The sequence below is a fragment of the Pseudomonas sp. 2 genome, from assembly GCF_056627435.1.
The window spans coordinates 378,271-398,691 of record NZ_JBWXNG010000004.1 but is presented as its reverse complement, the minus strand read 5'-3'; the positions used below and the strand labels follow the sequence as shown (position 1 = coordinate 398,691).

General features: G+C 63.9%; 15 protein-coding genes. 11 read left to right on the top strand and 4 right to left on the bottom strand.

What is annotated here, in order from left to right; translation table 11 throughout:
* Nucleotides 1-61: 61 nt before the first annotated feature.
* The 4 genes from AC1MEK_RS09605 to tssA form a co-directional block, all read right to left on the bottom strand.
* Nucleotides 62-550, bottom strand: a complete 489-nt coding sequence (locus AC1MEK_RS09605; RefSeq protein ID WP_480396014.1) for an Hcp family type VI secretion system effector — start codon at nt 548-550, stop codon at nt 62-64.
* A gap of 115 nt (nt 551-665) precedes the next feature.
* On the bottom strand, nt 666-2,159 hold the full coding sequence (tssC, locus tag AC1MEK_RS09600; RefSeq protein ID WP_480396013.1) for a type VI secretion system contractile sheath large subunit: 1,494 nt from the start codon (nt 2,157-2,159) through the stop codon (nt 666-668).
* A 15-nt stretch (nt 2,160-2,174) separates the two neighbouring features.
* On the bottom strand, nt 2,175-2,690 hold the full coding sequence (gene tssB, locus AC1MEK_RS09595; RefSeq protein ID WP_480396012.1) for a type VI secretion system contractile sheath small subunit: 516 nt from the start codon (nt 2,688-2,690) through the stop codon (nt 2,175-2,177).
* A 98-nt stretch (nt 2,691-2,788) separates the two neighbouring features.
* Entirely contained in the window at nt 2,789-3,814 is a 1,026-nt protein-coding gene (gene tssA, locus AC1MEK_RS09590; protein WP_480396011.1) for a type VI secretion system protein TssA, read from the bottom strand.
* 391 nt (nt 3,815-4,205) lie between these two features.
* Here tssA and tagH point away from each other — a divergent pair, with 391 nt between their 5' ends.
* The 11 genes from tagH to AC1MEK_RS09535 are packed head-to-tail and all read left to right on the top strand — an operon-like array spanning nt 4,206 to nt 20,354.
* Nucleotides 4,206-5,537, top strand: coding sequence for a type VI secretion system-associated FHA domain protein TagH (tagH, locus tag AC1MEK_RS09585; protein WP_480396010.1), 1,332 nt, complete (start codon nt 4,206-4,208; stop codon nt 5,535-5,537).
* A 53-nt stretch (nt 5,538-5,590) separates the two neighbouring features.
* Nucleotides 5,591-6,088: a type VI secretion system lipoprotein TssJ gene (gene tssJ, locus AC1MEK_RS09580; RefSeq protein WP_480396009.1), complete on the top strand. Its 498-nt coding sequence runs from the start codon at nt 5,591-5,593 to the stop codon at nt 6,086-6,088.
* 15 nt (nt 6,089-6,103) lie between these two features.
* Nucleotides 6,104-7,438 carry a type VI secretion system baseplate subunit TssK gene (gene tssK, locus AC1MEK_RS09575; protein WP_480396008.1) on the top strand — a complete coding sequence of 445 codons (1,335 nt, stop codon included), beginning with the start codon at nt 6,104-6,106 and terminating at the stop codon, nt 7,436-7,438.
* Between the two features lie 6 nt (nt 7,439-7,444).
* The gene (locus tag AC1MEK_RS09570; RefSeq protein ID WP_480396007.1) at nt 7,445-8,767 is read left to right on the top strand and encodes a DotU family type VI secretion system protein; all 1,323 of its coding nucleotides are present in this window, start codon (nt 7,445-7,447) and stop codon (nt 8,765-8,767) included.
* Complete coding sequence (tssM, locus tag AC1MEK_RS09565) at nt 8,764-12,267, top strand: type VI secretion system membrane subunit TssM (RefSeq protein ID WP_480396006.1); 3,504 nt, start codon at nt 8,764-8,766, stop codon at nt 12,265-12,267. Before AC1MEK_RS09570 ends, tssM begins: the two co-directional genes overlap by 4 nt.
* The gene (gene tagF / locus AC1MEK_RS09560; RefSeq protein ID WP_480396005.1) at nt 12,264-12,917 is read left to right on the top strand and encodes a type VI secretion system-associated protein TagF; all 654 of its coding nucleotides are present in this window, start codon (nt 12,264-12,266) and stop codon (nt 12,915-12,917) included. Before tssM ends, tagF begins: the two co-directional genes overlap by 4 nt.
* Nucleotides 12,918-13,649: a PP2C family protein-serine/threonine phosphatase gene (locus AC1MEK_RS09555; RefSeq protein WP_480396004.1), complete on the top strand. Its 732-nt coding sequence runs from the start codon at nt 12,918-12,920 to the stop codon at nt 13,647-13,649. It begins immediately after the preceding gene.
* A gap of 10 nt (nt 13,650-13,659) precedes the next feature.
* The gene (locus tag AC1MEK_RS09550) at nt 13,660-16,716 is read left to right on the top strand and encodes a protein kinase domain-containing protein (protein ID WP_480396003.1); all 3,057 of its coding nucleotides are present in this window, start codon (nt 13,660-13,662) and stop codon (nt 16,714-16,716) included.
* A complete protein-coding gene (locus AC1MEK_RS09545) occupies nt 16,716-17,432 on the top strand; it encodes an ABC transporter ATP-binding protein (protein WP_480396002.1) in 717 nt (238 codons plus the stop codon). Before AC1MEK_RS09550 ends, AC1MEK_RS09545 begins: the two co-directional genes overlap by 1 nt.
* A complete protein-coding gene (locus AC1MEK_RS09540; RefSeq protein WP_480396001.1) occupies nt 17,432-18,634 on the top strand; it encodes an ABC transporter permease family protein in 1,203 nt (400 codons plus the stop codon). Before AC1MEK_RS09545 ends, AC1MEK_RS09540 begins: the two co-directional genes overlap by 1 nt.
* Nucleotides 18,627-20,354: a formylglycine-generating enzyme family protein gene (locus AC1MEK_RS09535; protein WP_480396000.1), complete on the top strand. Its 1,728-nt coding sequence runs from the start codon at nt 18,627-18,629 to the stop codon at nt 20,352-20,354. The genes AC1MEK_RS09540 and AC1MEK_RS09535 overlap by 8 nt, the downstream gene beginning before the upstream one ends.
* Nucleotides 20,355-20,421: the final 67 nt, after the last annotated feature.

Genomic DNA, 20,421 nt, shown 5'->3' with positions numbered 1-20,421 from the left:
TCCTGCAATTAATCCATTTCCACCATGCGCCCGCCCCTATCAGGCAGGCGCACGGATGCAATCACAGCTTGGTGTTGTTGCGAATGTTCCAGCCGTACTTGATCACGCCACCTTCCTTGGTGCCGTCGGCTTTCTGCGGCTGGTAGTCGACGCTGACTTGCGCGAAGTTCAGGGTGACGCTTTCGGTCAGGCGGTCTTCGGAGCCCGAGCCGCCGGTGTCGTAGGCGGTGACGATGACTTGCTCCAGATTGATCACCAGGTACTCGACCTGGCTCTCGCCGCCGGCTTTGCGCACGGTCAGTTTGACCTTGTCGATGTGCTTGCCGCTGGAGCAGTACATCATCAGGTTCGGCGTTGCCTTGTCGATGTACTTGCGGAAGTTCAGGTTTTTGATGTCCACCTTGCCCGCACCCCCGCCACTGCCGGTGTGCATGTTGCCGGACTGGGTCATGCCCCAGCTCCAGTTCAGGACGTCGATCTCGTCCTTGTGCGTCTTGTCCTGCGACTCGCCCTTGATGTCGCCGATCTTGATGAAGATATCAACTGCCATGTTTTCTCCGATGTGGCCTTCGCCACGACTTCTTGATCAGGGCCGACGCCCCGTTGCGTCAGGCCAATGCTTGCCCCGTAGCAGTCCGGCAAGCCGTGCTGCTACGGGTTTGCGGTTAGGCACCCTTGGCTGAAGGCAGCTTTGAGACCAGGCGCAGCGACACCGTCAGCCCTTCGAGCTGGTAATGCGGGCGCAGGAAGAACTTGGAGGTGTAGTAACCCGGGTTGCCCTCGACGTCCTCGACCACCACTTCGGCAGCGGCCAGCGGCTGCTGGGCCTTGGTGGTTTCGGTGGAGTGCGCCGGGTCGCCGTCGACGTAGCGCAAGATCCAGTCCTGCAGCCAGCGCTGCATCTCGTCCTTCTCTTTGAACGAGCCGACCTTGTCGCGCACGATGCACTTCAAGTAATGGGCGAAGCGGCAGGTGGCGAACAGGTACGGCAGGCGCGCGGCCAGGTTGGCGTTGGCGGTGGCGTCCGGGTCGTCGTATTCGGCGGGCTTCTGCAAAGACTGGGCGCCGATGAAGGCTGCGAAGTCGGTGTTCTTCTTGTGCAGCAGCGGCATGAAGCCGTTCTTCGCCAGCTCGGCTTCACGACGGTCGGAAATCGCGATCTCCGTCGGACACTTCATGTCCACGCCGCCGTCGTCGGTCGGGAAGGTGTGCGCTGGCAGGTTCTGCACTTCACCGCCGGATTCCACGCCGCGAATCCGCGAGCACCAGCCGTAATGCTTGAACGAGCGATTGATGTTCACCGCCATCGCATACGCCGCGTTGGCCCAGGTGTACTTGGCGCTGTCGGCGCCGTCGGTATCTTCTTCGAAAGCGAAAGCCTCCACCGGATCGGTCTTGGCGCCGTAAGGCAGGCGGGCCAGGAAACGCGGCATGGTCAGGCCGATGTAGCGTGAATCCTCGGACTCACGCAGCGAGCGCCAGCCCGCGTATTCCGGGGTGGTGAAGATCTTGGTCAGGTCGCGCGGGTTGGACAGCTCCTGCCACGAACCCATGCCCATGACCGTCGGCGAGGCGGCGGCGATGAACGGCGCGTGCATCGCCGCGCAGGTCTTGGACAGCTCGCCCAGCAGCTCGACATCCTGGGGCGACTGATCGAAATAGTAATCGCCGACCAGACAGCCATAAGGCTCGCCGCCGAACTGGCCGTATTCCTCTTCGTACATCTTCTTGAAAATCGGGCTCTGGTCCCACGCCGTGCCCTTGAATTTCTTCAGGGTCTTGTGCAGTTCTGGCTTGGAGATGTTCAACACGCGAATCTTCAGCTGTTCGTCGCTTTCGGTGTTGTTGACCAGGTAGTGCAGGCCGCGCCAGGCGCTTTCCAGCTGCTGGAATTCAGGGTGATGAATCACCTGATTCACTTGGGCGGTCAGCTTGGCGTCGATGGCGGCGATGATCGATTCGATCGAGGTGATGGCGTCGTTGGAAACCAGATCGGTCTGCGCCAGCGCCTGCTCGGCGAGGGTACGCACTGCCGTTTCCACGGCTTCGCGGGCGCGCTCGGTCTTGGGCTTGAATTCCTGAAGCAGCAGCGAGGCGAACTCGCTGGCGTCTTCGGTGAGGCTGGTCTGGGGCTGATTGTCCTGCAGCAATTGGCTCATGATCGTTCGTCCTGATTAGGCCTTGGGCTCGGCGTCCGTGGGTTTTGGCGCGCTCGCCAGGGCCTGCAGCAATGCCGGGTCCTTGATCGCCTTCATGATGATGTCTTCGGCGCCGGTCTTGCCGTCCATGTAGGTCAGCAGGTTGGCCAGCTGGGTGCGTGCGTCGAGCAGCTGGTTGAGCGAATCGACCTTGCGTGCGACGGCGGCGGGGCTGAAGTCGTCCATGCTCTCGAAGGTGATGTCCAGGCTCAGGTTGCCTTCGCCGGTCAGCTCGTTGGGCACGTGAAAGGCCACGCGCGGCTGCATGGCCTTCAGGCGCGAGTCGAAGTTGTCGACGTCGATTTCCAGGAATTTGCGATCGGCCACGGCCGCCAGCGGCTCGGCAGGCTTGCCGGCCAGATCTGCCATGACGCCCATGACGAACGGCAACTGGACCTTTTTCTCGGCGCCATACAGCTCCACGTCGTACTCGATCTGGACCCGTGGGGCGCGGTTGCGCGCAATGAATTTCTGAGAACTGGTGTTCGCCACGTTGCTCCTCCTGGTCGCCTTTGCGACGTGATTGGCGTCATCGGACTGGGCCGGTAACGGGTTTGCGTGATCCTTGCCGGGTCATTGCGCGCAGCGCGCTACTCGGCGTCGGGCCCGCGCAGGTTTTCGAACTGGGACATGCCGTCCGGAATCAGATTGCGCACGATGGCGGCGAAGTCGGCGTGCACCAGGTTCTTCGCCCGGTTCAACAGCACCGGCAGCGGGCTCGAAGGCTCGTGCCTGGCGTAGTACGCAAGGATCCGGTCAAGGCTGTTCAGTACGTCGTCGCGGTTGGTGATTTCACCGCTGACCCGCGGCGCGCTGGCATTGGCGATGGTTTGCACGGTGGCCTGTGCTGCAACGACTTGCGTCGGTTCGGTTGGCGAAAGCTGGCTTTCACCGTCAGGCGCATACTCGGCGAGGATGTGTAGCGCCTGCTTGAGCGGCTGCTTGAGGGCGGACAGATCCACGCCCTGGGCCGAACCCACCTGTTGCGACACGTAATGCTCGATGGCGTCGGCGGTGCTGTGGGCCTCCGAGAGCGCGGAGCGCGTGGCCGACAATTGCTCGGGATCGGTGTCACGCAGGGCGCCGGCCAGCTCATCGGGCCGCAAGGTCTCGTCGGGAAAACTCTGCAGGCCGCTGGCGTTCAGCGCTGCGCGCAGGCTGACCGGGCCGAAAGTGCGTGATCGGGTCAGCAGGCTCTCGCGCAGCAGGCGGATGTTGCTGTCGCAGACGATACCGGCCAGCGCGTTGATGCGCACGGTAGGGTCGTTGTCGTCATCGGCGTCCAGCTGCGGGTACAGCGTTGGCCAGTATTGCCCGAGCAGGTCGTTGATCAGCGTCAGGGCATTGGCAAGCCCGGTGAAGCCATCGAGGGCCAGGGCACTTTGCAGGAGGAAATGGGTAATTCGCAGGTCTTTGCTGCGTTGCAGAAGAGCGATGCTGGACTGTTCGATCTGCCGCCATTGCGGGGGTTCGGCCGGCTGTACCGAGTCGCCCATGGCGCGCTCCGGTTTACCCTGGGCGTCGCGCTCCAACTGCAGAAAGTCGGCGTCGTACTCCAGGTCTTCACCACATGGAGAGTTCGCTGAAACTGCGGCGAGCAACAACGGAACATCCACCAAAATCGATCTCCTTATCGGGTGCGGATATATCTGATAGTTCGCGGTAAAAATTCCTACGCAAACTTCTAAATGGTCTTTCTTCTATATGGCTAATGATGTCATCGCGACATCATAGTTGTTTTGAAAGTTGTGCATTTTTGGTGTGGAAGTTATCCGTTGTCAAGGTAAGCTATGCGCCCTCTGTGACAGTTGTGATGTAGCTAACAGCGTGCAGTACTGATGAGTAACGGGCTGTACGAGTGTCACGAAGGTGTGTGTAGAATCGCGGAAAATCCCGCATCTGCAGCGTTTTAACCCGGTTTTTGAGCGTTATTGCACGATATTCGACTGTCATCGACAGGCCCGCGCGTCTGTGTGAAAAGGCACGAAGTGTAAGCAAGGAGGCGAAGTGTCGCTCTGTCTGACTATCACCAGTTATCACAAGATAACCCCTGGCCAGGTCCCCGAGATATCGATGGATAACGGGGTGATGGCAATAGGCCGCAGTCAAGAAAATGACTGGGTACTTCCCGATCCGGAACGCCTTGTTTCTTCTAGACATTGCGTCATTCAGTACAAGGATGGCCGTTACTACTTGACCGATCAAAGTACTAACGGCGTGGAGCTGGTGAACGCCGGTATTCGTCTGCGTCGCGGCAACAGTGAACCACTGGCCGATGGCGAAGTTATCCGCATTGGCGAGTACGAGATAAGCGCGCGAATTGATTTCGAAATGAAACTGGCGCAGCAAAGTGTTTCAACAAGTGACTCGGCCAACAGTTTCGAAGCGCTGATGGGCATGCACAAGAGCGCTGCGCCAGTACCTTGCGAACCGTTGCCGACTGCGCGGTTTCAGGGTGGTGGTGCGCAGGATACTTTTCCCGATCTGTTCGATTTTCTGTCAGCGCCCAGCGTTCCCCCCGCCACCGTTTCGGATCATGTACCCGCCGAACGCCACGACTTTCGCCCACCCGAAGTTCAGGCGTCTGTGGAGCACGTCCCGCCTTCTGCGGGCGTCATTCCGGAAGACTGGAACCTGCTCGCCGAGACACCTAAACCTGCGGCTCAAGCGCCGGTGATCCCGGCCGAACCGCTCCCTGCGCAAGCGCCATCTCCCGTTGTCGTTCAGGCCCAGGCAGCAGGATCTGAAATTGGCGCCGATCCGCTTCAGGCGTTTCTGCGCGGGGCGGGCCTGGAACAGCTGCGCATCGATCCAGAGCAGGTGCAGGCACAGATGGAGGCCATCGGGCGCAGTTATCGGCTGATGGTCGAGGGTTTGATCGACGTGCTGCGCGCCCGCAGCAGCCTCAAGGGCGAGTTCCGCCTGCAGCAGACCATGATTCGCCCGGTCGAGAACAACCCGCTGAAGTTCGCACCGAACGTCGACGAGGCCCTGCTGCTGCTCCTGCGCCACGGCAATCAGGCGTTCATGCCGCCGGATCAGGCGGTTGCTGACAGCTTCGACGATCTGCGCGCGCACCAACTGGCGGTGATGGCGGGCGTCGAAGCGGCGATCAAGGCGCTGCTCAAGCGTTTCGAGCCTGCGCAACTGGAAGCGCGCATGGGCAAGCCCGGTGCCTTGTCCAACCTGTTCGGCTCGCGTCAGGCCCAGCACTGGCAGCAGTTCACCGAACTTTACGCACAGATTTCCCGCGAGGCCGAGGACGATTTTCAGGTCCTGTTCGGTCGCGAATTCAGCCGCGCCTACGAAGAGCACAGCGCACGGTTGCGCCGCCCGTAAGCGGCGGCCCATGGAAAAACGGATAGACAGTCAGTACGTCATGAGGACGCAGGATGTTTGCAAGAGTTGTATCGGCAGCCGCCACGGCGCTGTTGCTGGTGTCGTGTGCGAAAGACGCAGCTACGCCTGCGTCAGTCGAAAATCCGGCTGACACCCGCGCTATTGCCCTGCATTTCAATGCCGCGCTCGGCCTCAACCCGGGCGCTACCGGCGAGCCCGCGCCTGTGCGGGTGCGCATCTACGAGCTGAAAAACAGCGCCACGTTCCTGCGCTCGGACTACTTCGCGCTGGCCGAGCGGGCGCAGGCGACGCTGGGCGCCGACCTTGTCGATCAGGACGAGGTGCAGGTCCTGCCCGGGCAGCAGCTCGATATCGAGCGCGACCTCAACCCTGCCACGCGCCAGGTCGGGCTGGTGGTCGGCTATCGCGAGATCGATCAGGCCCGCTGGCGCAGCGTGCTCAGCGTTTCATCCCGGCAAACCACCGCGCTGCGGATCGATCTGGATGCCCGCGCCGTGAACGTCCCTTCCTCAACTCGTTCTGCCCAATAGGCAACCGGAGAAACCATGTCCTGGAATAATCGTGTGGTCTGGTCGGAAGGCATGTTCATTGGAACCCAGCACTTCCAGCAGCATGACCGCTATCTGGAAAACCTCATCGATGCCCGCAGCCGCCCGCTGTCGGCCGGTGCCTGGGGTTTTTCCGAGCTGTTGCTCGATCAGGGGCTTCTGGCCCAGGGCAAGCTGGCCATCGTTTCCGCCCGCGGCCTGTTGCCCGACGGCACGCCGTTCAACATTCCCCATGACGACCTGGCGCCGAGCCCGCTGAACATCGATGACCAGCTGCGCGATGGTGTGGTGTATCTGGCCTTGCCGCTCAAGCGCGCGGGGCAGCGTGACACCGTGGATGAAGGCGAAGCGGCGGGCGGCGCGCGGTTTGTCAGCCAGGTGCGCGAGGTGCGTGACGACAATGCGCCCTTCGAAAACCGCGCCCCGGTGGCGGTCGGCGCCCGGGCGTTGCGCCTGCTGACCGCGAAGGACGGGCTAAGCGATTACGCTGCCATCGGTGTGGTGCGGGTCAAGGAAAAACGCGCCGACCGGACCCTGTCGCTGGACGAGCACTACATCCCGCCGGTCCTCGACGTCACGGCGTCTCACCTGCTTTCCACCTTTCACAGCGAGCTGGTCGGCTTGTTGCATCAGCGTGGCGAAGCGCTGGCCGGTCGGGTGGTAGCCTCCGGTGCCGGCGGTGCGGCTGAAATCGCCGATTTCATGCTGCTGCAACTGGTCAACCGCTCGGCGCCGCTGCTCGAGCATCTGAGTCAGCTGACCCCGCTGCACCCTGAGCGCCTGTACAGCGAACTGGTGAGCCTGGCAGGCGAATTTGCCACGTTTTCAGCCTCCGGGCGCAGGCCCGAGAAGTTTGTGCGGTACGAGCACGACGACCTGGTGACGACCTTTGCGCCGGTCATGCAGGCCTTGCGCGAAGCGCTGTCGATGCTGATCGACAGCAAGGCCACGCCGATTCCTATCGAAGAGCGCGCCTACGGCATCCATGTGGGGATGCTGTCTGACCGCACCCTGCTCGACAACGCCAGCTTCGTGCTGGTGGTGCGCGCCGACATGCCCAGCGAAACCCTGCGCGGGCGCTTTGGCCAGCAGAGCAAGGTCGGTTCGGTCGAGCACATCCGCAACCTGGTCAACCTGCAACTGCCCGGCATCGGCCTGCTGCCGCTGCCCGTGGCGCCCCGGCAGATCCCGTTTCACGCGGGCTCGACCTACTACGAGCTTGATCGCGGCAGTGAGCACTGGAAGGAGCTCGCCAAGTCGGGCGGTTTTGCCTTCCACGTCGCCGGTGAGTTTCCCGGCCTTAACCTGGCCTTCTGGGCCATTCGAGGATAAGCCGCGATGAACTCCCAGGACGGTCCGTTCAATACCTCGACGCCTGCCAACGAGCGCACCCAGTTCATGCCGCGCCCCGGTGGACGTGGCCCGCAGCCCGCAGGACCTGCCGAGCCTGCGCCGCCGTTGTCGGTGCCCGCCGCGCCATTGCCGATCGGTCAGGCCAAAGGCCTGAACCCGCTTGAGGCTGCGGCAGGTCCCCTGCTGGCCATGCTGACGCGCCTGCGCAGCACCATCGCCCACCCGGCACCGGCCAGCCTGCGTGCGCAATTGCTGGGCTATCTGCGCCAGTTCGAAGAGCGCGCCGAGGCAGCGGGCGTGGTGCGCAACGAGGTGTTGCTGGCGCGTTATGCCTTGTGCACCGCGCTGGACGAAGCCGTGCTCAGCACGCCCTGGGGCAGCGAAAGCGAATGGGGCAAGCAGAGCCTGCTGATCACTGTGCACAACGAGGCCTGGGGCGGCGAAAAGGTTTTCCAGCTGCTCGAACATTGCCTGCAAAGTCCCCGCGAGCGCCTGTACCTGCTTGAGCTGTTGTACCTGTGCATGTGCCTGGGCTTTGAAGGCCGCTATCGGGTGATGAACGACGGTCGCAGTCAGCTGGAAGTGTTGCGCGAACGCACCAGCGCGGCGATTCGCAGCGCACGGGGCGAGTTCGAGCGCGAGCTTTCGCCGCACTGGCGCGGGCTTGCGCTGGTGCGTGATCGGCTGTCGCAGTTCATGCCGCCATGGGTCGGGCTGGCAATTGGCCTGGCGCTGCTTTTGGTGTTGCTGGTCGGGCTGCGCCTGAAACTGGCCGCCGATGCCGAGCCGGTGTTCAAGAACATTCACGCGCTGGGCGAGATTCCGGTGCAGGCGATCACGCCTGCGGTGATTCAACCCAAGGTGGTCGAACGTCCTCGTCTGGCAGGCTTTCTTGTGGACGACATCAAGGCCAATAGGGTCGCGGTCGAAGACGCGGTTGACCGATCGGTGGTGACCATCCGTGGCGACGAAATCTTCTCGTCCGGCAGCGCCAGCATCGTCGACGACTTCCAGCCGCTGATGCTGCGCATCGCCGACGCCATTCGCAAAGTCAAAGGCCAGGTCCGCGTGACCGGCCACAGCGACAACCGCCCCATCGCCACCCTGCGCTTCCCGTCCAACTGGGCATTGTCCCAGGCCCGCGCCGAGCAGGTGCTGCAGATCCTCGCGGCCAAGACCGGCCAGCCGGAGCGCTTCTCTGCCGAAGGCCGCAGCGACACAGAGCCTGTGGCGTCCAACGCGACCGCCGAAGGGCGGGCGAAGAATCGTCGGGTTGAAATCACGGTATTGGCGGAGGGAGTCGAGTGAAGGCGTTTTTCGGTTTTGTCATTCGCTGGGTCGTCCCGGTGCTGGGCCTGATCGCGCTGAGCCTGATCATCTGGTTCATCGGCCCGCTGCTGGACGTGCTGGTGCCGGAAGGCCGTCGCTGGGCGTTGATCGTTCTGCTGTTCGCGGTGTGGATCGCCTGGCGGGTGTTCCGCATTGTTCAGGCGCGTCGTCATGCGGCGAAAGTTCTGGAAAGCCTGGCGGCAGAGACTGCGCCGGATCCGGCCAGTGTCGCCACCGCCGAGGAACTGGCGACCCTGCGCCAGCGCATGGACGAAGCGCTGCAGCTGTTGAAGAAAGCTCGTCTGGGTGGCGATGAGCGGCGCAATCTCTATGAGTTGCCGTGGTACGTGATCATCGGCCCGCCCGGCTCGGGAAAGACCACGGCGCTGGTCAATTCCGGGCTGCATTTTCCACTGGCTGCGCAAATGGGCGCCGGTGCGATTCGCGGCGTGGGCGGCACACGCAACTGCGATTGGTGGTTCACCGATCAGGCGGTCTTGCTCGACACCGCGGGCCGCTACACCACTCAGGACAGCCATGCCCAGGTCGACAAGGCGGCCTGGCTCGGCTTTCTCGATCTGCTGAAAACCCAACGCTCGCGCCGGCCGATCGACGGGGCCTTCATCGTTATCAGCCTGTCCGATCTGTTGCTGGGCACAGAGGCCGAGCGCGCGGCCCACGCCGCTGCGATTCGCTCGCGCATTCAAGAGTTGTACAGCCAGTTGGGCGTGCGCTTCCCGATCTACGTGATGCTGACCAAGCTTGATCTGGTGCCAGGCTTCATGGAGTTCTTCGATGCCTTGAGCAAGGAGGAGCGGGCGCAGGTCTGGGGCATGACCTTTGCGCTGGATGACGGCAAGAACAGCGAAGGGCCGCTGGCGAGTTTCCTCGGGGAATTCGCGTTGCTGGAGCAGCGCCTGAACGAGCGGCTGGTCGAGCGCCTGCAGCAGGAGCGTGACCCGGCAAGGCGGGATTTGATCTACGGATTCCTGCAGCAATTCGGTGCATTGAAAGAAACGCTGCAAGGCTTCCTGGACGGTGTGTTCAAGCCCAATGCCTTTGAAGACCGCGCTTTGCTGCGCGGGGTGTATCTGACCAGTGGCACCCAGGAAGGCAGCCCGATCGATCGCCTGATCGGCGCCATGGCCCAGAGCATGAATCTGGACCGCCAGTATCTGGCGCGGCAGACGGGCACCGGTCGCAGTTACTTCATCGAGAAGCTGTTCACCGCCGTCGCCTTTGCCGAGCGCGGGCTGGTGGGCGTGAACCCGGCAGTCGAGCGTCGCCGCAAATGGCTGGCGCGCGGAGCATTGGCGGCCACCGTTGCACTGGTGCTGGTGGTCGGCACGCTCTGGCTGGTCAGCTACCGCGCCAATCAGGCCTACATCGCGCAGGTCGATCAGAAGGTCGCCCCATTGGGCCAGAGCGTTCAGGCCCTGAGCCCGGCGCAGCGCGACGTGCTGGCGGTGCTGCCGCTGCTCAACGCCTTGCGCCATCTGGCCGGGGACGCACCGAGCATGTCCCGGGGGCTGGGGTTGTATCAGGGCGACATGCTGGAGGCCGAGTCCGCCAGCGTTTACCGCAAGTTGCTGATTGCCGTGTTCGCCCCGCGTCTGGTCAGCCGGGTCGAGGAACAGCTGCGCAGTGGCGGCAGCTCGGATTTTCTCTATGAAGGCTTGAAAGCGTACCTGATGCTCGCCGACAACGAGCATTACGACCCCGATTTCATCAAGGCCTGGGTGGCGCTGGACTGGGACCAGAGCCTGCCGCGCGATTTGCCGCCCGATCAGCGTCAGGCGCTGGGCGAGCATTTGCAGGCGCTGTTCGAGCGCCATCCGCCGACGGCGCGGCTCGACCAGCGGCTGATCGACGATCTGCGTCGACAATTGCAGCAGTTGCCGGTGGCGCAGCGGGTCTATGACCGGGTCAAGCGTCAGAAACTGCCACAGGGCGTGAGCGATTTTCGTATCACCGAAGCGGCCGGGCGCGATGCAGCGCTGGTGTTCTCGCGCAAGAGCGGCAAACCCCTGGGCGAACCCTTGAGCGGCTTTTTCACCGCCAAGGGTTATCGCCAGGCGTTTCTGGCCACCAGCCTGAGTCAGGCCGGCACCCTGGCCGAAGAGCAGTGGGTACTGGGCCTGGACCGCGCCGATCAGCAGAACGTCGCCAGCCTGGCGGCCGATGTGCGTCGCCTGTATTTCCAGGATTACCAGCGCCAATGGGACGCGCTGCTGGCCGATGTCGACTTCGTGCCCATCACCAGCGTCGCCCAGGCTGCCGATGTGTTGCGGGTGATATCCGGGCCGACGTCGCCGTTCAAGAAACTGCTGGTCGCCGTGGCCGCCGAAACCGATCTGCAGCACGAAGACAAACGCTTGGCCGAGCAGGGCAAGAAGGTCGAAGGCGGTGTCGATCAACTCAAGCAACGGCTGGGTTCGATGCTGGGGCAAGAACCGGCCAGCATTGCTGCTGCGCCTGAAGCGACGCAGGATCCGGTGTCCAGCCACTTCGCCGAGCTCAATGCCTTTGTCAGCAAGGGCGACGGCGAGCCCGCCGCCATCGACGGCCTGCTGGCGGACATGAACGCGCTCTATGTGCAGGTCAGCGCGATGGTCGGCGCCAGCGGCGATGCCTTGCTGGGTGAGGCGAAGAACTCGGCCAGCGCGGCAGCGACACGGGTGAGTCTGAACGCCGAGCGCCAGCCGCCTGTGGTACAGGGGCTGGTGAAATCGGTGGTCAGTTCGACCACCAACACCATGATGGGCGGCGTGCGCAATCAGCTGAATGCGGCGTGGGTCAGCGACGTGGTGAACGTTTACCGGCAGTCCCTGAGCGGCCGCTACCCGCTGACCCCCGGAAGCACGCGGGACGCGACCCTCGATGACTTCGGCCTGTTCTTCGGCGTGGGCGGGGTGATGGACAACTACTTCCGCAAGTACCTGCAAGGCTACGTCGACACCGCCAGCCCGACCTGGCGCTGGCAGCCGGGGGCGGCGCAGAAGCTGGGGATCAATGCACAGGTGTTGCAGACCTTCCAGCGGGCTTCGGCGATTCGCGATGCGTTCTTCCGCTCAGGCGGCCTGCAGCCGACCGTACGTTTCGAGCTCAAACCGGTGGCGATGGACGCTTCGATCACCCAGTTTCTGCTCGATCTGGACGGCCAGCAGATCAGCTACGACCACGGCCCCAGCCGCCCGGTGGCGATGCAGTGGCCTAATCCGGGCAGCATCGGCGTAGTGCGCCTGTCGATCCTGCCACCCGCGGCCAGCGGTCGCTCGGGCGTCACCCTCGATGGCCCATGGGCGTGGTTCCGCCTGCTGGATCAGTCGGATCTGGTCAGCGGCGGATCTCCCGACCGCTTCAACCTGAGATTGCGGGTCGACAACGCCAGCATTTCCTACGAACTGCGCGCCAACAGCGCCTTCAATCCGTTCAAGAGCCGTGTGTTGAGCGGGTTCAGCCTGCCGGAGCGGTTATGACGACGCTGGGTTTCTACGGCAAGTTGGCCAGCCGCGGCGATTTTGTCAGCCGGGGTCTGGGGCAGGACTTCATCAAGCCCTGGGACAGCTGGCTGGCGGCCGGGCTGCTGATGAGCCAGCAGCAACTGGGCCCGGACTGGCTCGATACCTATCTGGTCAGCCCGCTCTGGCGCTTTGCCCTGGCGCCGGGCGTATGTGGGCCGCAGGCCGTGGCGGGAGTGTTGATGCCCAGCATCGACCGGGTCGGGCGCTATTTCCCCATGACGGTCGCGCAGACCCTGGAACCCGGTCAGTCGCTGGCCGCAGTGGTCAACGCGCCTGACGACTGGTTCGAGCAGGTCGAGGCATTGATGCTGGCGACGCTGGAGGAGGGCGCGGATTTTTCGGCGTTCGACGACAGCGTGTCGAACCTGGGCTTTCTGCCCACATCTGCGCACCCGTCCATCGGCCGTTTCGCCGGGTTGCAACGCACCCAGGCGAGCGACCCGCAGGCACGTTTTCAGACACTCGCCGAGCTGGCCTGCGAAGGCGCAAGCCTGTGGTGGGGGAAGGGCTCGGAGCGTATCGCGCCGGGCCTGATGCGCTGTCAGGGCCTGCCTGATCCTGCGCAGTTCGCAAGCTACCTGTTGGGACAAGGAGCGTCGACCTAGATGCCTGCATTACCTGAATCACTGCACTACCGCAGCGCCAGCTACAGCCACGTCGGCCTGGTGCGGCAGATCAACGAAGACGCCTTTCTGGAGCTGGCGCACAACGGCCTGTGGGTGGTCGCCGATGGCATGGGCGGCCACGCGGCCGGGGATTACGTCGCCAGCCTGATCGTCGACAGCCTGCGCAGCATTGCGGCCAGCGACTCGCTGGCGACCTACAGCGCCGCACTGCGCGACGGGCTGATTCAGGTGAACAGCGCCGTGCGCGAAGAGACCCGGCGCCGCGGGTTGAGCCTGATGGGCAGCACCGTGGTGGCGCTGGCCGTTCAGGGCAATCAGGGCGTGTGCCTGTGGGTCGGCGACAGTCGCCTCTATCGCCTGCGCGACGGCCAGTTGCAGCGCATTTCCCACGATCACAGCTACGTGCAGGAGTTACAGGACAGCGGCTTGCTCAGCGAATCCGAAGCCCGGGTGCACCCGCGCGCCAACATCGTCACCCGCGCCATTGGCGTCGAGGATTCGCTGGAGGTGGCGGTGACCGAATTCGAGATCCTGCCCGGCGACACCTGGCTGCTGTGCAGCGATGGGCTGAACAAGACTGCCGAAGACCATGAAATCGGTGACGTGCTGGGCCACGCCGACCCCCTGCAGGTGGTGCGCAGCCTGGTGCACCTGGGCCTGACCCGGGGCGCCCCCGACAACATCACGGCCATTGTCGTCAAAGCCTCTTGAAGACCCGCACATGGACATACTGATTCCCGGATTCGACATCGAAGGCGAAATTGGCGAAGGCGCGATGGCCACCGTCTACCTCGCCACGCAACGCTCGCTGGAACGCAAGGTCGCGCTGAAAGTCATGGCCGCTTCGCTGGCGGCTGACCCCACGTTCTGCGAACGCTTCCTGCGCGAAGGCAAGACCCTGGCGCGCCTGACTCATCCGCACACTGTGACCATCCACGACATCGGCAATGTCGGCGATCTGTACTACATGGCCATGGAGTATCTGCCCAACGGCACGCTCAAGGAGCGCGTGGCGGCGGGCATGAGCGCCGAGCAGGGCCTGACCTACATTCGCCAGATCGCCCAGGCGCTGGGTTATGCCCATGCGCAAGGGCTGGTGCACCGCGATGTGAAACCGGCCAACATCCTGTTCCGCGCCAACGGTTCGGCGGTGCTGTCGGACTTCGGGATCGCCAAGTCGCTGGACGACCGCACCCAGTTCACCCAGGCCGGGTTCGCCGTGGGCACCCCCAGTTACATGAGCCCGGAGCAGGCGCGCGGGCTGGAGATCGACGGCCGCGCCGATCTGTATGCGCTGGGCGTGGTGCTCTACGAGATTCTCGTCGGCAAGTTGCCGTACGACGGCACCGATGCACTCTCCACCGCGCTGGCGCATCTGACCGAACCGCTGCCGGAACTGCCGATCCATCATGGCCGTTATCAACACATTCTCGAAAAGCTGCTGGCCAAGGATCGCGAGCAGCGTTTCGCCGATGCCGCCGAGCTGATCGCCGCGCTGGATGCCTTGCCGCCAGACGACCTGGACGCCACTCAGGTGCGCGTCTTGCCGTTGCCGCCTGCTGATTTCTCTGCGGCCAAACCCAAGGAAGACCTGGGCGGATTGACGCCGGTGTCCATCGAGATTCCGGACACGCCACCTGTGCAGCCAGCCACTGCACCCGCGCGACCCACTCCGGCGTCAAGCACTTCGGGCCAGTCCGAGCAGCGCAAGGGCCCTGTGCTGGCCTTGCTGGCTGTCGCAGTGGCGGCGGCGCTGGGATTGGGTGTCGGTGGTTACTGGTGGCTGGACAACGACAAGCCCGCGCAGGCGGCCGATGTCGCACCCGTCAGCCAGGCTGCGGCGGCACCCACCAAGCCGCTTCAGACTCCGCCACTTTCGACGAAACCGGTTTCCTCCACCACTGACGTCGATGGCGGCGAGCGCCCGCTACTGATGACGAACAAGAAAACCCTGTTCCAGCGGGTACTGAGCAAGCCCGGTGCGCTGCTCTCCGACGAAGCCGGTATCACGCCGGGCAGGCAGCCGCTGACGGCGTTTTCGGTGCTGTATGTCTACCAACGCAAGACGGTCAACGGCGCGCCATGGTTGCGGGTCGGTGCCGCCAGCGACGGGCGCAGTCAGGGCTGGCTGCCGGCCGACCAGGTCAGTGACTGGAAGCAGAGCCTGGTGCTCAAGTTCAGCGAACGTTCCGGCCGTGCGCCGGCAATGTTCCTGCGCGAGCCGGGCCCGCTGGAAAAGCTGCTCAACGATCCGGCTGCGGCGAAGCAACTACTGCTCGATGCGCAGAAAAACGCCGATCACTCGCAACAGGTGCTGGCCCTGGAGCCCGCCAACAGCGCCATCGCGCAAAACCAGTTCTACCTGCTGCCGATCTTCGATTCCCGCGAAACCTTCGATCAGAACGGCCAGCCGGTCCAGTTGCTCAACGTCGCGTCCATCGACCCCGGCAACGCGCCGCAGAAAACCGGTTCGGGTGAGCTGATCAAGCCTGTCGCCACAAACAACGCGTTCCGCACGGGCGTGGTGCTGGTGGTCGACACCTCGGTGTCGATGCAGCCGTACATCGATCAGGTGCGTGATGTCGTTGCCGAGTTGCAGAGCCAGATCGCCAAACGCGGCGAGCTGGACAGCGTCAGTTTCGGGCTGGTGGGTTTTCGCAACAACATCAGCAAAACCCCGGGCCTTGGCTATCTGAGCAAGACCCTGGTCACGCTGGAGCAGGGGCGTGACCCCAAGCGATTCCTCGAGCTGGCGAGCCAGGTCAAGGCCACGGATGTCTCCAGCCACTCGTTCAACGAGGACGGCTTTGCCGGGGTGATGCAGGCCGTCAACGGCATGGACTGGGATGGCTATGGCGGGCGGCTGATCCTGCTGGTCAGCGATGCTGGTTCATTGCGCAAGAACGACCCGTACAGCAGCACCCAGATGAACGAGGCCGAGGTGCGCCAGGCCGCGCTGGGCAAGCAGATCAAGATCTACGCCCTGCACCTGAAAACCCAGGCGGGGGCGAAGAACCATGCCTTCGCCGAGCAGCAATACCGCACGCTGACCGCCGATGCCAATCCGCAGATCGGTGATCTGTATGTGCCGGTGCCCGGCGGCGATGTGCACAAGTTCGGCGAACGGGTGGCGGAAATCGGCTCGGTCTTCGCCGATCTGGTGCATCAGGTACGCAGCAACCAGCCGCCCAGCGCGCCGGCTCTGCCAGCAGCGCCCGGCCTGAAGGACAAGTCGGCCGCCATCGGTTACGCGATGCAGATGGACTTTCTCGGCCAGAAGACCGGCACCCGTGCGCCGCAATTGGTCAGCGCCTGGACCGCCGATCGCGACCTGACCAACCCGACCCTGCCCGAATTCCAGGTGTGCGTGCTGCTGAGCAAGTTGCAGCTCAACGACCTGCAACAGTCGCTGAAGCTGATCGTCGACGCTGCGCGCAAGACGCAAAGCTCGCCCAAGGACTTCTTCCAGGAAATCGCCAGCGCCAGCGCCTACATGAGCCGCGACCCGGCTGCGCTGCGCCAGGGCGGCAATCTGGCCCAGAGCGGTGTGTTGGGCGAGTACCTGGACGGGCTGCCTTATCGCAGTAAATCCCTGAGCATGACTCAGGATCTTTGGCTGTCGCTGAGCGTGGCCGAGCAGGAAGACTTTATCGACGAGCTGGATTCGAAGATCCGCCTCTATGAAACCTTCCACAACGACCTCGCCAACTGGGTTCGCTTCGGTGATGCCGAGCCTGGCGATGCGTTGTACCGCGTTCCATTGTCGACGCTGCCGTGATGATCAGCCTGCGAGAGGTGCGCAAGACGCGCGGCCAAGGCAGCCAGCGCTACAGCCTGATGATCCCGCGCCTGGATCTGGCCGCCGGGCAGCAGTTCGCGCTGATCGGGCCCAGCGGCAGCGGCAAGAGCACGGTGCTCGACCTGCTGGCGCTGGTGCTTTCGCCGGATGACTCCCGGCGCTTTGATTTTTCCACCGAGCAAGGCCCCATCGACGTGGCCGGATTATGGCGCGAGGGTCGCCAGAACCGCCTGGCCAGCTTGCGCAGCCGGCAGGTGGGCTACGTGCTGCAGACCGGCGGCTTGCTGAGCTACCTGAATGTGCGCGGCAATATCGAGCTGTCGCGCAAACTGCTGGGGCTGGGGGACGATGGTTGTGTCGAGCGGTTGGCGGCGCAGCTGGAAGTCAGCGAGCAACTGGACAAAAAGCCCCATGCGCTTTCGGTGGGCCAGCGCCAGCGTGTCAGCTGCGCACGGGCGCTGGCGCACAATCCTTCCTTGTTACTGGCAGACGAACCGACCGCCGCGCTGGATCCGTTCAATGCCCTGCGGGTCATGCAGCTGCTGCTCCGGCAAAGCCGCGAGCAGCGAACATGCTGCGTAATCGCGACCCACGATGAGCAACTGGCCCGGGATGCCGGGTTGCAGCCGCTGCGCATCGACTGCGCGCGCGACCAAGACGGCGGCGTGACGGCCACGCTTGTGGGGGCGCACTGATGCCCTTCGCACTGGTAGCGTCCCTCGCCTGGCAGGACTACCGCGCCGATGCGCGCCTGTCGGCCTGCACCGTGCTGGCGCTGGTTGCGGTGATCGCGCCGCTGCTGGTGCTGTTCGGCTTGAAGTTCGGCCTGGTCGGCAGCCTGACCGAGCGGCTGGAACGCGACCCAGGCATTCGCGAAATCATCCCCATGGGCGGCGGGCGTTTCAGCGCCAGCTTCATCAATGAACTGGCGCAGCGGCCGGACGTGGCGTTTGCCCTGCCGCGCACCCGACAGATTGCCTCCACTGCCGACCTGTCTTTCCCGGCTCAGACCCAGCCGGTCAATGTGGAAATGATCCCCACTGCGGCAGGCGATCCATTGCTGGGCGATATCGCGCCGCCCGCGCGAATCGATCAGATTTTGCTCAGCGCGACCGCTGCCGAAAAACTCGGCGCCAAGTCCGGGGACTGGCTGGACGCGACCTTCACCCGGCAGGTGTCCGGGCGGCCCCAGGCCCAGCGCACCCGCTTGCAGGTGGCTGCAGTGCTGAAACTGGAAGCGTTCGGGCGAGACGGTATGTTCGCCTCGATGGCCTTGCTCGAAGCGGTCGAGGACTACCGCGACGGGCGCGTCGTCGAGGCTTTCGGCTGGAGTGGCGAGAGCTCCGATGCCGCGTCGCAGCGGGTGTTTCCGGCGTTTCGCCTGTACGCCCGCACGCTGGACGATGTCGAGCCGCTGCGCCGCTATTTCGCCGATCAGCATTTGCTGGTTTCCACTCAGGCGTCCGCCATCGCGCAAGTGCGATCCCTGAGCCGCAATCTGTCCATCGTCTTCTGGGTCATCGCCGGGCTGGCGTTGATCGGTGCGCTGGCTGCGGTGTTCGCAGGCGCCCTGGCGGCGGTCGAGCGCAAGCGGCGGGAACTCTCAGTGTTGCGTCTGCTGGGCTTGAGCACCGGAGCGCTGTTGTCGTTCGTGGTTATGCAGGCCTTCTACAGCGGCGTGCTGGCATCGCTGGTCAGCGCCGGGCTCTACCGTCTGGCCGAGTGCGGCCTCAACCAGTTATTCGTGCAGGTGCCGGGCGAGCACGCCAGCCAACTGCTTGTTCAGCATTACGTCGTTGCGGCGGGCGCCGTGCTGGCCGCCAGTGCGTTGGCAGCGGCGCTGGGCGGCTGGCGCGTGGCGCAGATCGAAGCTTCGGAAGGAATCAGAGATGTTTGAGTTGCGACGGGTTGGCCTGGCGCTGGCCATGGCGTCCTTGTGCGCGTCACTGGGCGTTGTTTCGCAGGCACTGGCCGAAGACACGCTGGATAACCCCAAGCCCTTGGCCGACGATGTGATCCTGCCGCTGCCCTGCGAAGGCCAGATGGTATTGCGCTACATCTATGTATTGGCGCAGGGCACGCTGGATGATCGGGAAATCAGCCTGGGTTATCCCTTCAGCGAAGGCGAGGCGGGCTACAAGCAGTCGTTTATTTCCGGCTATCGCCGCGACTTCATCAACGGCCAGTTCACCCTCAATGACTTGCCTGCCGACTGGCGCAAGACTATCAGCCCCAAGCTGCCGAAAACCGATGGCGCCACGCCGCTCAAGCCGATGCTGTATTTCATCGGCAAGTACGAAGTCACCGCGCGCCAGTACGCGCAAGTGATGTCCCAGGCCCAGTCTCTGGCCAGTGGCGAACCGGCCCCGGCCTGTGATGCGCCAGAAGGCATGGCCGGGCGCCTGCCCAAGGTGAAGCTGTCGCGCTTCGAGGCCGAACGCTTTTCGGCGGTCTACAGCGCCTGGCTGATGAAATATCACCGCGACCTGCTACCAGTCAGCGGCCGGGGCAAGAACGATGACGATGGCGGCGTGGGTTTCGTGCGCTTGCCCACCGAAGTCGAGTGGGAATATGCCGCTCGTGGCGGGCAGGCTGTCAGCCGTCAGGAGCTGGAAGGCCGGTTGTTTCCGCGCCGCGTCGAAGGCAGCGAAGAAGACGGCCCGCTGGGTGATTGGGCGGTATTCAATCAGGTGGCGGGCGGGACCGGGCAGGCTGCGCGCTTGATGCCCATCGGCACCAAGCTGCCCAATCCGGTCGGGCTGTTCGATGTGATCGGCAACGCTGCCGAGATGGTTCAGGAGTCCTTCCAGCTGGTGCACGCCGGGCGTCGTCAGGGCACCTACGGCGGATTCGTCGCCAAAGGCGGCAACTACCTGGAAGGCGAGGGCACGCTGTTTACCGGCATGCGCCGCGAATACCCGCTGTTCGCCGCCGATGGCACCGAACAGAGCAACGAAACCACGGGTTTCCGGGTCGCCATCGGCGCGCTCTCGGCACCGCGCTCGCGTTACAACGAGCTGTTCGAACAGTGGAAGAAGGAAGGACGCCTGGCCTCGCTGACCGACGCCATCGACGACGCCCAGGACCCGACCAAACGCCTGGACACCATCATCGCCGCCAGCACCGACCCGCGCCTGCAGGCGGAGCTTGGGCTGGTCAACGAAGAACTCAAGCGCAACGTTTCGCTGATTGCCCAGCAGCGCGAAGAAGCGGCGGGCAACCTGATCCAGTCTTCGGCGCTCGTTGCCGAGACCATCAACAACTACAACATCCGCCTGACCAACCTGCGCAAAAGTCAGAAACAGGCTGCCGACGCCAAGGACGAAGCCAGCGTGAAGCTGTTCGCGGGCGCCATCGAAAACGGCACCAGCGCGCTGGACGGTGCGGTCGCCATTTACATCGACAACCTGGCCACCGGGACGCGCTACACCGATGCGGTGATCCAGGCGCAGTTCCAGCGGGTGAAAGAAGAACTCAATCGCAAGCCGGTGCTGGGCAAGAGCCTGGTCGCCCGGGCCACGTTATTTGTTCGTCACGTGGGCAACTACCGCCAGCAAAAGCGCGCGGACCCACAGGCGATTCTGAAGGAACTGCTCGCTTCGGCCGCACAGCCGTGACGGCCGTCGTCCAGCGAGCTTAAAAAGGGAGTCCGGGCGGCCACCGCCGCGCCGGCGTTGTAACAAC

Bases quoted from the DNA above. Each gene is read 5' to 3' on its own strand.
- AC1MEK_RS09605 (WP_480396014.1), bottom strand. From the start codon at position 550: ATGGCAGTTGATATCTTCATCAAGATCGGCGACATCAAGGGCGAGTCG.
- tssC (WP_480396013.1), bottom strand. From the start codon at position 2,159: ATGAGCCAATTGCTGCAGGACAATCAGCCCCAGACCAGCCTCACCGAA.
- tssJ (WP_480396009.1), top strand. From the start codon at position 5,591: ATGTTTGCAAGAGTTGTATCGGCAGCCGCCACGGCGCTGTTGCTGGTG.
- tssK (WP_480396008.1), top strand. From the start codon at position 6,104: ATGTCCTGGAATAATCGTGTGGTCTGGTCGGAAGGCATGTTCATTGGA.
- AC1MEK_RS09570 (WP_480396007.1), top strand. From the start codon at position 7,445: ATGAACTCCCAGGACGGTCCGTTCAATACCTCGACGCCTGCCAACGAG.
- tagF (WP_480396005.1), top strand. From the start codon at position 12,264: ATGACGACGCTGGGTTTCTACGGCAAGTTGGCCAGCCGCGGCGATTTT.
- AC1MEK_RS09555 (WP_480396004.1), top strand. From the start codon at position 12,918: ATGCCTGCATTACCTGAATCACTGCACTACCGCAGCGCCAGCTACAGC.
- AC1MEK_RS09550 (WP_480396003.1), top strand. From the start codon at position 13,660: ATGGACATACTGATTCCCGGATTCGACATCGAAGGCGAAATTGGCGAA.
- AC1MEK_RS09545 (WP_480396002.1), top strand. From the start codon at position 16,716: ATGATCAGCCTGCGAGAGGTGCGCAAGACGCGCGGCCAAGGCAGCCAG.
- AC1MEK_RS09540 (WP_480396001.1), top strand. From the start codon at position 17,432: ATGCCCTTCGCACTGGTAGCGTCCCTCGCCTGGCAGGACTACCGCGCC.
- AC1MEK_RS09535 (WP_480396000.1), top strand. From the start codon at position 18,627: ATGTTTGAGTTGCGACGGGTTGGCCTGGCGCTGGCCATGGCGTCCTTG.